Here is a 15,977-nt window from a genome sequence, read left to right as displayed (position 1 = left end):
CTCCCTTCGTTTCAGTCTTCCCGTACCCAAACTGCCCAAACTTAAATTTACGCCCTTCCTCTTCCATTGGTAAGCTTGTTTCCGGAAATACCTGCAGGATATTACTCTTAGCTTTGGTCGTAAACCGATGCGAAATAAATTCAAATGTTAACTGCTCCGCTGTCCATTCAGCCGGAGCTTTTTTTACTTAGGGCACCAGCTAAACCTTCAAATAAACGCTCGTATTCTTCCTGCCAACCGGGAAAGATAAATATCGGCGCAATGATGAAGCCCAACGGATACCCCGCTGCCAGCACCTTAGCTGCCGCCTCAATTCGGTTTTTAGGCGTAGGAGTTCCGTGCTCGTAAAGGCGTCCTGCGGAGTCTTACCGGGAATTCCACTCACCCGATTATGCGAGCTTGTTGCTAAAACCGGCACCATTAGAGCGCGAAAACGGTCTACCATTTCCCGTCCCATCGAATAATTCAGGGCATCCGGCTCATAATAGACTCTCTTAGGCACAAATTGTCCCATTACAGTCACCTCATAAGCTAGGATGCCCTTAGTTCTAAGCATTTATTGTTGACCAGCCCGGCTGTATGCTCCTGACTACATTCACCGGCTTGCCCTGGGCAAAATGTTCAAGATTACTTATGGAAATAGTTAAAATATTTCTCACCGCATCCGGGGAATTAAATCCGGTATGAGGGGTCATGACCACATTCTCCAGCCCCAGCAGCGGACTGTCTTCCGGCAAGGGTTCCTTGTCAAAGACATCTATCCCGGCCCCGGCAATATGACCTGATCGCAGCAACTTCACCAAAGCAGCCGTATCTACAATCTCCGCCCGGGCAGTATTAATAAGGACACTCCCCTTTTTTAATAAAGAAAGTTCCTTTTCCCTCAGCAGTCCCCTCGTCTCTTCATTTAAGGCTAAATGCAAAGATACTGCGTCTGACTCCTTCAACAGTGCCCCCAGCTCCACAAACTTTACCCCACTCTGCTCGGCCCGCGCGGGCGAAGGATTTCTCGTCCAGCACAGGACATTCATGCCTAAGGCCCGGCAGATTGCAGCCATCCGCTCCCCGATGCCTCCAAGGCCGATCAGGCCAATAGTTTTCCCCGCCAAATCAAAACTCATTTGGGACTGATCGAACATCCCTTCCCTCAGCTTTGCATTCCCCTGGCACACATGCTTAGCCACGGCCAGCAGCAGGGCCAAGGCATGCTCGGCCACGGTATTATTGCCATACCCCGGAGTGTTGGTCACGATCACTCCTTCTTCGGTTGCTCTGCGGATATTGATAAAGTTCGCCGCCCCTATCCCCAAATAATTAATCATTTTAAGGCGCGGACAGTGGTCGAAAACTTCGTCCGGCAGCTTCCAGGTCTGAATCACAGCATCCGCATCCCCTATGCGGCGAATATATTCTTCAGGTTCCTCCGGCATTTTCTCGTACATAATAAATTCGCCCAAGCTTTGCAGCCGGGCGCTAAGTTCCGGGGCAAGCAATTCCACATACTGAGAATCGGCATCCGGAAACACAATCTTCATCTTATCTAAGCGCCTCCTCCATCTTAAAACGATTGAATTCCATTTTAACATGCTGGATACGCAAATTCTTTAGAAATTTGTCGTAAGACGTTATTTTTTGTTATCCCCCTACTTATTCGGAAACACCCCGCCGTGCAATGATCGCACATCCGAAATATTAAAGAAGGTATCCGAGGCCACCTCATTCATGATTTTCATGATGTGAGGCTGGTCTTTTCTTTTGGCTGTAATCACCAGGATCTCGCGCGGACCGGAACGTCCTTCTCCCTTAAGCACGGTCACACCATAGTTTGATTGACGCAGCCTGCTCACCAGTTCTTCCGCATGGTCGGGGTAGGGAAACATTTGAATCACCACAAACCCGACAGCCATCCTATTTTCAATATATGAGCCCAGAAAGTTGCCTGAGGCAAATCCCGCCGCGTACACCAAAATCCGTCTAAAATCATTAAGCCCTCCGGCCATGACGGTGCTCAGTGCCACTACATAAATGCAGATCTCAAAGAATCCGATCACAGCAGCCGGCATCGCATACCCTCTGGCTAATAACAGAATGCGGAAAACATCAAGCGAGACATCGGTAATGCGGGCAAAGAAAATAAAAAAATAGCTCAAGATCGGATACGTTACAATGATGTCCACGTTAGCACCCTCGCCACAATACTATTTTAGACGCTTCAAAATCATAAGCTCTTCATCGTGTGCACTTAAGCGCTTGTCTATTTTCTTGATATCTTCCCAGACGAAGCGCAGTTCAGTCTTAATCTCTCCAACATCCTGCTTCAGCTTATTGACATCCGCCCTGAGCCCTGCGATCTCTTCGCCCTGCTTATTGACGTCCGCCCTGAGCCCTGCGATCTCTTCGCCCTGCTTATTGACGTCCGCCCTGAGCCCTGCGATCTCTTCGCCCTGCTTTTGAAGATTGGTTTCGATACGGGCTTGTCCATCACGGAGTTCCTGTAATTCACCAAGTATTTGGACCAGAATCCGTTCCATATACTTCCGCTCCCCCCACAGGCTACTAAACACATTGCAAGAGACACGTACGATATAATTCGAACTGACTACGCTAATCAGAAATGAGCTTCTTTTATTTTATCACACTGTATGAGTATGCACCTCAGAATTTTGTCGAGGCCAAAATTTTATTTAACTGGATATCGGCCCCATAAAATGATGTCGCCGTCTGCGACAAAACATGAATGTTTCTGGTATACTAGAAACACTGAGTTTTCTATATTATAACCGTTCAAAAGCGCCAACCTGCATCTAGGGAGGAAAAACCTTTGCCGACAGAGGAGTTAACCTTTCGCAGATACCGGGAAGAAGATTTTCCGGAATATGCATCCGTTTTTAAGGCTGTCTACGGTAAAGACATCGACCGGAGCTTTTTCAGATGGAAGCACCTGCATAACCCAGCACTTGATCAAGGAGCCTTAATTTATCTGGTCTTCAACGGAGAAGGCCGCATGATCGGTGCCAACTCCTTTTTTCCTTACACGCTTGTTTATGAAGGACGCACATACCGCGCAGTTCAGTCGGGCGACACGATGGTCCTCGCCGAATATCGGGGCAGGGGGATCTTTCAGAAGCTCCTGGCTTTCGCAGCAGCGGACCTGCGGCAGAACGGGTACGCCCTCATCTATGGTTATGCCAACGATCAATCATATCCAGGCTTCCTAAAATTCGGCTTTGCCGACTTAGGCAGAATCCACCTCTATTACGATATTTTGAATTGGTCGCGTTTCCTGGAAAGGAAAGGCAAGCTTTTCAGCATCGCCGGGATGTTAATGGACAAGGCGCTAGTCGTGTTTCGGATTTTGAGCGGCCTGTTTCCTTCGGACCCCTATGAAGCCACAACCGCAAACCTGTCTGCTCCTGAAATCTCTAAGTTTCTGTCCGATTTGCCGGATGGGGGGATTCATCCGCGCAAGGACGAATCTTACCTTGCTTGGAAATACCGGGACAAGCCCGCCGCTGCTTACACAACAATGGTGGTGAGAAAGAACGGTGAAATTGTAGCCGTATTCGTGATCCGGATTGACCGACATGATCATCAATTAACGGGAGAGATTGTCGAATTTTTCACTTCTGAACAAATGCCTGCGGGACCCATTCTTAAGAAAATCCTTGCCTCTATGCAACAGAGCAATCTTGTTTTCGCTAAAATCTGGGAACCAAGTGACAAGCAGCTGATGTCTGCACTGAGCAGGAATCTTTTTCTAAAGCGGAAAGTTGAACTATACTTTATCGCCATGATTTTGCAGGAGAACCTAACTTTCTTTTCAGACCGCAGCCTCTGGCAAGTCATTGGCGGAGACGCAGATACAGCCTAACTTCATGCGCTAACGTATTTGTGATGGCATGAAACGGGGGATATTCAAATGTCATTCATAATGTCATTCATTAAGAAGAAAACGGTAAAAGTCTTGCTACGGAAAATTTATTTCGGAATCTTTAATTCAGTTGTTTTTGATGTTGTTAACCACATCTATTTCCGCCTGCTTTTCGGGTTAAAGCGCAAGCAAATACAAACCTCATGCGAAATCTATCAAGAATTGCCGGGCACAAGGATTCTCGTCCTGGCCCCGCACATCGATGACGAGATTATCGGGTGTGGCGGAGCCATGCTCACTTATCTACAGACTCACAAAGAAGTATTTATTGCATATTTGACAGACAGCCAGAAGCAGGGAAGCAAAATGGATGCCCAGGAAATTATTACGGAACGCCGTGAAGAAGCCTTAGCAGTCGCCTCTAAGCTGGGCATACCCCACAAAAACCTCTTTTTCCTAGGGGGTAAAGACGGAAATTTGCTAAACAGTGATATCGAACAAGCCTTGCTCCAGGTACTCAGAAGTGTGCGGCCTGATAGCATTTTTCTCCCAATCCTGCTCGACACCCACTCTGATCATTACGCTGCAACTAAAAAAGTCTGTGCGGCATACGCCACAGAACCAGCTTTGTTAGAGGGCACCACCCTGTTTCTGTATGAATCTCAAAGCCCCATCACGCTTTTCCATGCCAACACTTGCCTGCGCATCACGGACGTTTTCCAGCGCAAACTGCAACTGCTTGCCCTTTTTAAATCCCAGCCCTATAGCTTTAAATTCGTCACCAGCCTTAATAAAGCCAACGGCCTCTATCTGGGAAACGGGGAACAATGCGAGACCTTTCTACGGGTAAATATGACACAGTACGATCATTTTACCGCCAAACACTTTGGCGAGGATGAGAAATACCTAGCTCTTAAGGAAAATTTCAAGCCGATCAGCCAAAGTGCCAGCCTTATTCCAAGCTATGCGAGCAGCCGCAAGCATAAAAAAATCTTGCGTGAACTTACCCGCCAGCCCAGAGAGTAAAGGAACTCAGGCAGCAACTTATTAGCCGGACATCCAGCTGACGCATGTGTTTCGGGAAGGAGTCTTTGCAGTTGAAGTTTGTCAAGTCTGCAGCCATCACGTTTGTGGGCAACTTGTTGGCCTTTTTGCTTTCCCTCCTTTCGGCCGCAGTGATCGCCCGTCTGCTCGGCCCGACCGGGAGAGGAATCGTGGACGTTGCCGCCAATTTCTTGAGCTTTGCCACCCTGATCTTGGGTTGGGGTCTGGCTTCAGCCAATGTCTATATTCTTGGTCGCAACAGAGAAAATATAAGCGGAGTGCTCGCCAGCAACGTATTGCTGATCGTACCGACAGCCCTTTTGCTCATTCCATTCTACTTTCTGAATCAGGCTTATCACTTTCAGTTTCTGCGCGGGGTCAGCAACCTGCAATTGATCATTGTCCTGCTCACAATCCCCGTTTTTACCTTCAAGGCTGCCCTGGTCAACATTTTTCTCGGCCTGCAGGATATCCTTGAATTCAACCGTCTGAATGTCCTCGACCGCGTCCTTAACCTGGTCCTGCTCACAGTCCTTCTGCTCGCGTTCACAACTCCGACTGCGGCCCTGGTAGCAACCCTGGCCGGGGTGCTTGTCCTTACCACCTGGGAGCTTTACCTGCTCATCAACCGCCGCGCGGTCAAACCAAAACTTGACTGGAAAGTCCTGCGCTCATTGCTCGCTTACGGAGTACATGCGCAGGTTGGCAATACCATTCAGAAACTCAACTACCGCCTGGACGTATTTATCGTGAACTACTTTCTCCCCCTGAGCCAGGTCGGGATCTACGGAATTGCCGTTGTCTTGGCGGAAACCTTGTGGGGAGTTTCTTCAAGCATTGCGACAGTAATCTTTCCCCTGGCCGCTGCTGCGGGCGGAGACAAAGAGATGCATGCTTTTACCAGTCAGGTGACCCGGATCAGCTTAACCTTGATCGCCTGTTTTTCCCTGGGCCTTGCACTCTTGAGCAAGCCTCTGATCACCCTGATGTTCGGAGCAGGCTTTGCCCCTGCAGTCAGTGCTCTGCTCTGGCTTTTGCCCGGGATCACTATTTTTTCCGTCTCTAATATCCTGGCCAATTATCTCGCCGGCGTGGGGCTTGCTGCCCGCAACACTCTCTCTGCAATCATTTCGAGCGTGGTAACCATTGCCCTGGATCTCGTGCTCATCCCCCGCATTGGAATTAACGGAGCCTCCATCGCCACCAGTTTGTCCTATATCACCTTTACCCTCACGACCTTGTTTTTTTACCTCCGTTTTACACACAGCCAATGGCAGGATGTGCTGATCCTGAAGAAAGAAGACTATGCTCTCCTCAGGTTAGCGGTAAGGGAAAAGCTCCAGGGATGGAAAGCGGGCTTAATGAATCGGGACCACTAAGCCTGTTGCTGAAAAAATAAAAAGCCACGGAGAAAATTATGCTCTCCGTGGCTCGCTTACTGCTGAGACTAGTTAAACAAATTGTCAAAAGCTTCGATAGTGTCCCCTGCCTTATACCACCGCTCCAGCGGCCAAGCTTTCTCGGAATTAAGGAGTAAGGCCTTATCAGGGTTAAGCAAGTCCGTGAGATTCAAAATAGAGTTTACACCTGTGGCCCCCAGATCATACCAGCGGCTATCGAAGGATTTGAAGTAAACTCGGGATTCCGAGCTGCTGCCCATGGCATCCTGCACACTTTGAGCGGTAAACAGATTGGTGTCATCAAGCTGGAACAAGTGGGTGCCAATGAGCAACGAGTTATTTGGCACCGTGAAATCTCCGACATAGGTTCCCTTGACATAGACTTGGTGCACGGAAAACGTCATGGCAAAGGAAATCTCCATCCCCCCGCTGCCAACCGAAGTAACTGTGGGACTGCTCACAGGCTGTTTACCGCTGCCGTCTTGGTTCCCGATAAAAGCCTGAAGTTGATTCACTGAAGTGACTCCCCAGTTCTGGAGCAAGGTCTGCGGCAGATAAGCCCGGAAGAAGCCATCCGTTACCCCGGAAGCTCCGCCCACCATTATACCCAGACCACCGGATTCCGCATCTTTATAGGGAGCAGCAAACTGATTGCCATTGGTCGAGATAGACATGCCCTCATACTCCGGGGGCAGCGTCGGCATGCTTGGATCACTGGGATTATTCGCCCCATACTGGATGGCCAGGGTGACAGCGTTCTGGATGTCCGGACCGTTATCCGAGAACTTAAAATGCACCCCTTTGACTTTGATCGTGGTTGAGCCATTCGCACCCGTACTACTCCACCCTTGAATATCCCCCGCCCCGAGCACAATATAGGGGGTGTTGCCGTTATTATTCACTGTGATGGTGAATACCGTTTGCGCATCCGGATAGAGTCCACTGAGTTCAAAACCACTAGCATCCACAACATTCTTTTGCTTCAACTGTATATTCGCTAATTTGGTACTGGCATCGAAACTATAGCTGGCTTCAATATCGTTGACAGGGCTTCCGCTCACACTGACAACGGGTTGTTCCACCACTGGGTTCACTACGGGTTCTGTTGAGCCTATGGGCCCAGTGAGTAGTTCTGTGCTCAAGATGTGACCCGACTGATCAGCAAGTGTGCCGCTGGCGATCTTAATCTTATTTTTATCACCTGCAAGAGGAGTATCAAAGTTGACAATTAGGGACACCCCATCAATCAGGACGGTATCCAGGGGACCCAAGGAACTATATACAGCATTTGGCACCGTATAGTCTGAGGTGAAGGTAATAGCAGCCTTGAGTGTGGCTAAACCTGCTGTATTGTTGACGATCGCCTGATCAAAATTAAGGATAACCGTCTTATTTCCATTACTAAGCCCTGATCCCCGGTACGCAGGAGGGTCCGTCATCAGCGGCGGAGTATAGGAACCCGTAACATTCCAACTGCCTAAAATCTTTCCGCGTACGGCATTATTAAACTCACTTAAAGAAGGATTCACAATAGTAACTGTAGGCACACTTAAAGCATAGAGAACTAGGTCATACTGGTGCCGCTCTGGTGGAAGGTCTGGTGGCCAAGGTCCTACATACGGCGACTGCTCGACACTGCCTGAAGGCATGGCTGCGCTCCCTGATGCCCCTTCAGCAAGACTCTGAACAGTGTTTGGAATATCCTTAACCATCCAGTGAATATTGCCCCCCATCGTTGCGTCATACATGACTAAGGTAAACGATTGCGTACCCTGCGGAATATTGGCCCAGTTGAGCGGTAAACTCTTGTTGATTCCATCCACTGCGGGTCCGGCGTTAACGGGTGAAATGTACCCATTACTGTCTAGACCTGATGAAGCGATTGGCTGTGCTCCAAAATCAAGTGGGTTTACCTGATGAACGCTGTATTGACTTACCATACCTTGTGCATCTAAGGTGACAACCGCCAGTTGATCAGCAATCGCTACCGGAATGTTATCCGCCGTTGTGCTGTTAGGAGTAAAATAAACCCAGGAAGCGACTCCGGCGTCTGCCGCCGATATTCCGCTAACCAACCCTTGGGGTGCCCCAGGATAAGCTCCGGCTTCAAACATCTTGTACAAGTACGAATCCCCCGTAGTTGCTGCGGTAATCTTTACCGTACCTGAATTCGTACCCGGAGCCAGGGTTAAGGTGTCCAGAGCCGGGGAGTATGTGGCCGTGCTTCTATTGATGACCTGCGTTATGAAGATAGTCGGCACATAGGCTCCGTCTTCTGTCTGAAGACTCAGCAGGTCATGACTAAAACTTACGTTCACTCCGCTCACTATCGGGGTTTGGAGTCGGAGTTCAAGCACTTTTGGGTCTGTTAAACTGCGTGATACAGCTTGAACCGGCTTTTGTTCACCACCGGCGAACACGCTGAACTCGCCCGCAGTGGCGGCGGGCGGCGTAGCCATCATATTGCGGTTGAAGGTTAGGACGACTTTTGAGCCATCGCTACTGGTTTCAGCTGTGTACACTCTAATCTCGTTCACTGCAAAATCATAGACAGAGTCAAGCGCATCCCCATCCGCATCGAGAACATCACCTTTAGTATAAGTCACTGTGACCCAGCTACCACTCGCAATAGGATTCTGAAGCGCTAAATCTATCTTTGTAAAGTCAGTCGTTTGACGGCTCACCGATAGAACAGGGTCGTCCGTAGTGAATCCAACAGTGGCCTTAAACTGTGCTTGCTTTCCACTCGGATCAGCCATGGGTTCACTGAATGTTAATGCTATAACGCTTCCATCCGCATTGGTAATTGCATCCAGTAGAATCGGCGCAACCCCTGCCTGTGCCAGAGCGTTAACCGGTATCATCCCGCAAAACAGCAGGCTGACCATTAGATAGGCCAGAATCTTACTCTTAATTTTCAATTTCATTCCCTCCTCTCTTCCACTCAAGGCCCAAAGCTTAACCCCCCCGACGCGGCATCCACGTCCCCGGTTAAGCCGACCTTAGCCACATAACTTACGGCATCAGCACCGGCAAAAAATCTCACTTCCAGCAAACCCGGGTTATTCAAAGCTGCTTTCACCGTCCGCACCGAACCGTTAAGGGCCGTGCGCGGACCAATTTTTTCCCCGGTTTTCGCATAGAGTTCGTAGTGGGTCGCACTGTTGACTGAACCCGTTATGGTGAGCGAGAAATTAGCCGCCAAGGTATCACCCGTATAGCTCGGACTTACAGACCAGGTCGCAGTGACCACATTAATCACGGCTGACGCATCCGAGATATTCCCCGCTCCATCCACCGCGTAGAGAACATAACTTCCAACTGCAAAGCCTGTCGTACTTACAGCCTTGGGTGTATTGGCCGTAGTTACCGCTTTTTCCCCATTCGTTCCCGCGGCTGCGGCATCAAGGGCTGCCACCGTCTTAGCCGTCGCACTTGGAACCACGTATAGATACCCGGATTCAGTGCTGGTCGCTGACACATTTTGCCCGACTGCAACAGGTCCGGCTGTTACCCCCGACAATACAGGTCCCGTCGTGTCGGTGCCGGAAGCCCCGCCGTCACCCCCACCGCTGCCCGCAGTGGGTTGAACCGCAGGAGTTGCAGGCGGAGTAGCCGGTGTCACCGGTGTAACCGTACCGTTGACTTGACCGCCGCCACCCACTTTTGTCGAGGTGTTGCCCGCATCCAACTTACTCACCGCTGCCGATGGCGGGACATTAATGTTGGCATTAACCTTGGCTATCATTTCGTTTACCCGCGCATTCGCCGCCAGGCTTATATTCGCTTCCTTATTCACCTGAACTGAGGAAAACGTGCCTTCCAAAGTGACGCTCCGTCCCGGCTCAACCGGCGCGACCACCAGCGTGGGAATCACCGCATTGACTGCAGCCTTTACGGTTGCCTCCCCTTGCACCACAACGGAATCCGTGAACGTGCCCCGCAATTCCACCACCGGCTGCTGCCCGACTTGGGCCGCTATCTGCACCTCGCCCAAACGCCCTCCGTCGGCATCAAGAACAGCATTGGAGGTCACGACTGTACTCCCGACGTTGGTGGTTCCGAAAGCCACAACACGCGTCTGGTTGTCACTGGCCACTACAAGCATGCCTGCCTCACTGTTTTCAATATGAATACTGTCTTGCGCCCCGGACAAAACCACAATCTTGCCGGCCTTTACATCCCTCAAGACAGTTGACCCTGTCTCCCCCGGGTCAACGAATACCGTCCCTTTAACCACCAAGTTGCTCAAAATCGCGTTGTTCCCCCGGATATAGATACTATAGTCAGCATTTGCATTCTGTACGGTCACCTTATCCGCGCTAATTGTGAGTGTGTCTGTAATCCGTTCCAGGTTGTTCGGATCAGCGGAACCTTTGACAACGCCCGCTTGATTCAGTACGGTGCCTGCCAGCAGATCCAAAGTTTTCTGCGGAATGGCCCCTTCTCCACCTAATGCGGTTACATTGGGGGATAAGTTGAGCTTGGCGAAGTCTGTGACCGTTGTCGATAATTCCTTAGCCACGAGCAAAACAGACGAAGAGGTTTTAGCCGCCAAAGGTGTCCCTGCCAAAGCGTCGGCCAGGGAGGAGTCTGCTCCGTCCGCCAGATACAAGGTCCTGTATTTAAAATCCTGGGCAAAGGCCGTAAGTACTTCTCTATTCGTCGCATAGCGGTCAACTCCGCCCAGCCTGGCCACTTCCCCCGGGCAAACATTCTTGACCGAGTCGGCTACAACCCCTGTGCCACCGATGATGTAAGAACGGGTTATTTTGCTTTGAATACCACTTAGATAATCCTGTACACTTTCCGGCATCACTTTTTGCTCTGTCAGCAGAATCGGCATGCCTTGCGCCGCCGCAACCGGGGCTACGGACAGGGCATCAACATGGCTGTATCCCGATGCGATTACAACCTGACTAACCTCTGCCCCGAGCGACTCCAGTTCTTTGGCAATCTTAACAGAGGTCTCAAACCTGTCCCTGCCGCCTAATCTTTTCGTGTCAATATTTAAGGCCGCCAGCTCTTGTACGACAGAATCATAAATCGCTGCGGTACCCCCGGTAAGATAGACATGCTTAACCTTCATCCTGAGCAGCTCTCTTTTGGTATAGGGATTAAGGACAGTCCTCTCGCTAAAAAGAATCGGTGCCTTTAGTTTGGAAGCCAAGGGAACGGCGGGCAACGCATCCACCAAGTTTTCATCCATACCCGGAGCCAGGATAGCGTAATCAGCCGTTCCCGGCCAACCCTGCCGGGCTATGATGGCTGCTGTCTCATATCTGTCAAGCCCCCCCAGTCTGCCTGGTACAATTGTTTGCACAGAACTTTGAACTTGGGGGTCTGCCAATGCGTTAACTGGCATTAGCAGATTAAACACGAGGAACAGCGCGGCAACGATACCCCCGAATTTTCTACGAATCATGCGCATTATATGATTACCTCCTTCTTGCTTAACTCCTCTGAATTCATCCTGCAATAAATTTCGCCCTCACGCCCCAGGCCTCCCCTTGTGCAATTCAACGAGTACTGGAATCCCACAAGCCTAGCCTCCCACCTCTTTCGGAAGTTTTGTTTGTACCCTATACAATACAGGTCAGACCTTACCAAAACCTTACACAAAACCTGTACCAAATAAAGATTAAAGCAGAATTTCACAGAGGAATTTTAATTTTTAACAGCGAATATAACCCCCAAGGGCTGGGGAGTTAACCGCCAGCGCAATCAAAAGGGGATGCTCCAATGAGTAGCCAAAGCCCACGCTTAATGTGGAAATTTTTCCTGTTATATCTGGGGGTGTCGCTCTTCGGTGCGACGGTGATTACCTTAGGCAATATCTTTGTGAACGGGGCTCCCCTCGAAGAGCTCCGGCAATATGATTTGAAAGCGTTATCCTTTCAGGTCAGCGGAGGTGTGATAATCTTTCAGCTTTTTACGCTGATACGGCTGCGCCCCGTCCTTCGTTACTTTCGGCAACTACGGGACAAAGCTGCGGTAAGCAGCGTCTGGAACCGTTTAATTCGCTTCCCAGCGGAAATGTTCTGGGGAATGGTAATCTTCGGCCTTATTGTCTCTCCCCTTTATCACATCTTTGACCACTTCCTCTCGGATCCGGCCCACCAGGATCTTCCCTGGGAAGACGCGATCGCCATCCTCTATGAGCAAACCCTTTCTCTAACCCTGGCTATCTTATTTTTTATCTTGATTCGGCGGCTGCTACGCCCGTACATTTTAAGCCTGCCGACCGAAGGGATGCGCGAGTTTCCCAAATCCACATTTTTAACACCCCTCTTGATTTCCTTTACCTGCCTGATGTTAATCGCGATTCTCCTGCCCACATTTTATGTGCTAAGAATAATTTCCGCGGGTGCCCAAGTTAATGTCTGGATGATGGTCTCCTTTGCCGGGTCCACTTTGCCCTTTGGCCTCACTCTCTTTGTGTTGCTCGGGTGGCAACTCCGCAGTGAAGTGCAAGTGCTCATTAACGGGATCCTTTCCCTGGTGGAGGGGGATCAGGTCTGGCTCAACCGCAGAATGCCGATTATGTCCCAGGACGAAGTGGGACAGCTCGGGGTAGCGTTTAATGAGCTGCAGGAGCGTTTTTCCAATTGGTATCAGGGCGTTGAGCGCGAGCTGCAGCTTGCCTACCAGGTTCAGCAAAGGCTGCTGCCCCCGTCATCTGATGAGATCGGGGACTATCGGATCGCCGCCGTCTGCAAGCCCATTAAAGAAGTGGGTGGAGACCTGTACGACCTTGTAAAATTAAATGACGACCGCTTCGCTGTGATCAGCGGCGATGTCTCGGGCCATGGAATGCCTGCTGCCCTAGTGATGTCTGCGATCTTGGTTTTATTCCGGACGGAAGTCCGGCGGGGCGGTTCAGGCGCTGAAGTACTCACCCGCTTAAACCACTCCGTGGTAGAAACTCTGCAGGGAGATATGTTTGTAACTTTGGGCATCGCTATTTTTGACCGTCACAAGAGCACCTGCGAGTATGCAAGCGCCGGCCACATGGCACCTTACATGCTCAGAGGCGGCCAAGTGAGGCAAATCCCCTGCTCTTCTTTACCGCTAGGTATCGGCAGGGATGAAACATACCTTCAGGTGGTGATCCCGGTTCAGCCCGGCGATCGCTTTGTCTTCTATACGGACGGAGTAGTGGAGGCCATGCAGGATGGTAAAATGCTCGGCTTTGAGGGGTTCGAGGAGAGCCTGGCGCGACTGCATAGCGGAGCCTCCGCCGAGGAACAACTCAATGCCTTAGTAAAGGGTTGGTCAAGTGACCGGGAATCCCACAGCGATGACCGCACAATCATTTTGGTGGAGTATCAACAAGCTGCCACTCGGCCGGAAAGCAAGAGGGACGCCGGATGAGTGTTATGTTCCTGCCGCCGCGGATTGCCAAGGAACTGGATCAGATACTGCAACGGAAATTAACGATCATCGAAGCCGGAGCAGGCTATGGCAAAAGCACTCTCCTTGTGCGCTGGATCGAAAAACGCCAACTTCCCTGCCTGTGGTATGCCCTTGATGAGATTCATCACGATAACCCGAATTTTAAGGAATGCCTGCTTAAGGATATATCAGAGCACCTGCCCGAGCCGTTATTGTTGGTCTTCGACAACTGGCAAACAGCAGCAAGCACTGGAAAAATTGCGCCGATAGTTCATCATCTGCTCCGCTCTACCCCGTCTTACATCCACTTTATCCTTTGCACCAGGTCCACCCCCTTTCCGCCTAGTTTACACAGATTACCGGTTGAAGAGGATCTCACTCGGCCGAATGCATCCATAAGGCTGAACGACGTTTTGAAACCACACGCGGTGTTGGAGTTGCACGAAGTCTTTGAACCGAACGAAGTCTTAATCCTTGACGAAAATACCCTTGCGCTAAAACCCGAAGAAATAAGCTCCCTTATTGCCCGCACCTTTGGCATTATTCTGTCCCTGGAGCAGATAGAATGGCTGCAGGGCGAGACTGAAGGCTGGCTCCAAGCAGTCACTTGGGCCGGAAAGGCAATTGCCGATGATGCCGGACCCTGGAACCCTGACAGCATTGCCGGGAAGTTGCGTGAGCAACTGTTTCCCTATTTTGAGACAGAGATCTTTGGAAATTTGCCCTCTGCAAGACAACGATTTCTTTTAGCCCTTGCGCTCCCCGATAAAATCTCCCCGCAAATATTAGGCCCACTCTTGGCCCCGGAAGATTACCGGGAGAACCTAGAGTGGGCGACACATAACCACATCTTTCTCTTTAAAACTCTGACCTCTCCTCCCGAACCTAAGCCCAGAGCTGTCTGGACAAACACCTGGCGTTTCCACCCCTTGTTCAAGAAGTTCCTCCGCTCCAAATTAGTGCAATATCATGCACTTCACCAAAGCCTGACCTCAAAGCTTGGCAGGCTTTACCTTGAGCAAGGTCAGCCGCAAACAGCCATCCCTTATCTCATCCAGGCCGGTCTTCATGCTGAAGCAGCAGCCCTCCTGGAAGAGCTGCTCCCGACATTCGTAGACAACAACCGTTTGGAGACGTGCGCAAGCTTATTAGCCCTTTTTCCCCCGGAAACAGAGCAACACCTGCCTAATCCCTTCCTAGCCTTAGCTGAAGAACTGGTTCAAGCCGGAAGAAACACAGATGCGCTTTCCTGGCTGCGGCGCGCTGCCCTGGGCTTCGGCCAGCTTGGGGATGATTGGGGAATAACGCGCGCGCTGTGCGCCATGGGCACAGCCTATACCGCCCTGGGCTTAACCGAGGAAGCCGAGGCCGTTTACCGTCAGGCCCAGGATGAAGCAGCGACCGACACCGCCAAGCGGGCGGTGGTGTTGTCCTACCTTGCCCGCTGCCCACAAGCGGCAGGCGTCCCGGACACGGCCGCCGGTATTCCAAGGCTGCGCCTGCAATGCCTGGGACCGTTTGAGGTCTGGCGCGGAGAGCAGCAGTTAAATACAAACAAATGGCGGCGGCGCAAGGCGCTGTCCGTGCTCAAATACCTGGCCTTACAGCCAGGGTATAAGGCGGCCAAAGAACAACTACTTGACCTCCTGTGGCCAAGCGAGTCCCCGGAAAAAGCGAGCAACTCCTATTATGTAGCAATCCACAGCCTGCGCCGGGGACTAACCTCCGGCTTGAGCACAGAAGTGGATTACCTGGAAGTTGAGCGCGGCTGGGTAGCCCTCGTTCCTGATCTCATGACAGGAGTGGATGTAGATGAATTTTTGTTTAAGTATCAAGAGGGTATGCGCTTGTGGCCGAGCACTCCTGTCCAGGCTGCCGTTCACTTTCAGGCAGCAATAAACCTATATCGCGGCGACCTTCTACCTGATGATTTGTATGAGGAGTGGCTTCTTCCGCTGCGCGAGCATTTAAAGACCAAGCACCTGGAGTCCCTTTCTTATCTGGCGCGACATGCGGCAGCCGTGAATGAACCTGAGCGGGCTCTTGGACTGTGGCACGAATTACTGCGCCATGACCCCACCAACGAACCCGCCGTCAGAGAGGCAATAACCTTAATGTGCCGCCTGGGCAAGAAAACTCAGGCCTTGCAGTCCTACCGCAGCTTCTGTCGCCGCTTAAAAGATGAGCTGGAAACAGATCCGGAACCGGAAACCCAAAGGCTGTATACTACCTTATTTCATGCCAAAAGGCAACAAATAACGAGGTGA

10 protein-coding genes and 1 pseudogene are annotated in these 15,977 nt (G+C 50.9%); 5 read left to right on the top strand and 6 right to left on the bottom strand.

All coding sequences use genetic code 11. From position 1 onward, the window contains the following. Positions 1 to 16: 16 nt before the first annotated feature. From ACYQ2N_RS13265 to ACYQ2N_RS13250, 4 genes and pseudogenes are all read right to left on the bottom strand, one after another. Positions 17 to 347, bottom strand: a pseudogene (locus ACYQ2N_RS13265) (spore photoproduct lyase family protein); the annotation flags it as partial. 201 nt (positions 348 to 548) lie between these two features. Continuing rightward, on the bottom strand, positions 549 to 1,535 hold the full coding sequence (locus tag ACYQ2N_RS13260; protein ID WP_459999736.1) for a 2-hydroxyacid dehydrogenase: 987 nt from the start codon (positions 1,533 to 1,535) through the stop codon (positions 549 to 551). Positions 1,536 to 1,643: 108 nt separating this feature from the next. Then, a complete protein-coding gene (locus tag ACYQ2N_RS13255; protein ID WP_459999735.1) occupies positions 1,644 to 2,177 on the bottom strand; it encodes a DUF2179 domain-containing protein in 534 nt (177 codons plus the stop codon). Between the two features lie 21 nt (positions 2,178 to 2,198). Next, positions 2,199 to 2,531, bottom strand: a complete 333-nt coding sequence (locus ACYQ2N_RS13250; RefSeq protein WP_459999734.1) for a hypothetical protein — start codon at positions 2,529 to 2,531, stop codon at positions 2,199 to 2,201. 290 nt (positions 2,532 to 2,821) lie between these two features. Between ACYQ2N_RS13250 and ACYQ2N_RS13245 the strand changes: the two genes are divergently transcribed. The 3 genes from ACYQ2N_RS13245 (at position 2,822) to ACYQ2N_RS13235 (ending at position 6,294) form a co-directional block, all read left to right on the top strand. Then, on the top strand, positions 2,822 to 3,871 hold the full coding sequence (locus ACYQ2N_RS13245) for a GNAT family N-acetyltransferase (RefSeq protein WP_459999733.1): 1,050 nt from the start codon (positions 2,822 to 2,824) through the stop codon (positions 3,869 to 3,871). Between the two features lie 48 nt (positions 3,872 to 3,919). Then, positions 3,920 to 4,897, top strand: coding sequence for a PIG-L deacetylase family protein (locus ACYQ2N_RS13240; RefSeq protein ID WP_459999732.1), 978 nt, complete (start codon positions 3,920 to 3,922; stop codon positions 4,895 to 4,897). A gap of 71 nt (positions 4,898 to 4,968) precedes the next feature. Next, on the top strand, positions 4,969 to 6,294 hold the full coding sequence (locus ACYQ2N_RS13235; protein WP_459999731.1) for a flippase: 1,326 nt from the start codon (positions 4,969 to 4,971) through the stop codon (positions 6,292 to 6,294). A gap of 68 nt (positions 6,295 to 6,362) precedes the next feature. On the opposite strand, the gene ACYQ2N_RS13230 is transcribed toward ACYQ2N_RS13235, so the two are convergent. Continuing rightward, on the bottom strand, positions 6,363 to 9,236 hold the full coding sequence (locus tag ACYQ2N_RS13230; RefSeq protein WP_459999730.1) for a hypothetical protein: 2,874 nt from the start codon (positions 9,234 to 9,236) through the stop codon (positions 6,363 to 6,365). Between the two features lie 23 nt (positions 9,237 to 9,259). Next, on the bottom strand, positions 9,260 to 11,746 hold the full coding sequence (locus ACYQ2N_RS13225; protein ID WP_459999729.1) for a cell wall-binding repeat-containing protein: 2,487 nt from the start codon (positions 11,744 to 11,746) through the stop codon (positions 9,260 to 9,262). Between the two features lie 311 nt (positions 11,747 to 12,057). Here ACYQ2N_RS13225 and ACYQ2N_RS13220 point away from each other — a divergent pair, with 311 nt between their 5' ends. Beyond that, positions 12,058 to 13,689, top strand: a complete 1,632-nt coding sequence (locus ACYQ2N_RS13220) for a PP2C family protein-serine/threonine phosphatase (protein WP_459999728.1) — start codon at positions 12,058 to 12,060, stop codon at positions 13,687 to 13,689. Next, positions 13,686 to 15,977, top strand: a complete 2,292-nt coding sequence (locus ACYQ2N_RS13215; RefSeq protein WP_459999727.1) for an AfsR/SARP family transcriptional regulator — start codon at positions 13,686 to 13,688, stop codon at positions 15,975 to 15,977. The genes ACYQ2N_RS13220 and ACYQ2N_RS13215 overlap by 4 nt, the downstream gene beginning before the upstream one ends.

This window comes from Paradesulfitobacterium aromaticivorans, assembly GCF_054657415.1.
Note: the sequence above shows the minus strand (reverse complement) of the source record. Positions and strands in the feature narration are given on the sequence as shown.

What these genes read in the sequence shown, in the direction of transcription:
- ACYQ2N_RS13260 (WP_459999736.1), bottom strand. Translation starts at nt 1,535, where the DNA reads ATGAAGATTGTGTTTCCGGATGCCGATTCTCAGTATGTGGAATTGCTT.
- ACYQ2N_RS13250 (WP_459999734.1), bottom strand. Translation starts at nt 2,531, where the DNA reads ATGGAACGGATTCTGGTCCAAATACTTGGTGAATTACAGGAACTCCGT.
- ACYQ2N_RS13240 (WP_459999732.1), top strand. Translation starts at nt 3,920, where the DNA reads ATGTCATTCATAATGTCATTCATTAAGAAGAAAACGGTAAAAGTCTTG.
- ACYQ2N_RS13225 (WP_459999729.1), bottom strand. Translation starts at nt 11,746, where the DNA reads ATGCGCATGATTCGTAGAAAATTCGGGGGTATCGTTGCCGCGCTGTTC.
- ACYQ2N_RS13220 (WP_459999728.1), top strand. Translation starts at nt 12,058, where the DNA reads ATGAGTAGCCAAAGCCCACGCTTAATGTGGAAATTTTTCCTGTTATAT.
- ACYQ2N_RS13215 (WP_459999727.1), top strand. Translation starts at nt 13,686, where the DNA reads ATGAGTGTTATGTTCCTGCCGCCGCGGATTGCCAAGGAACTGGATCAG.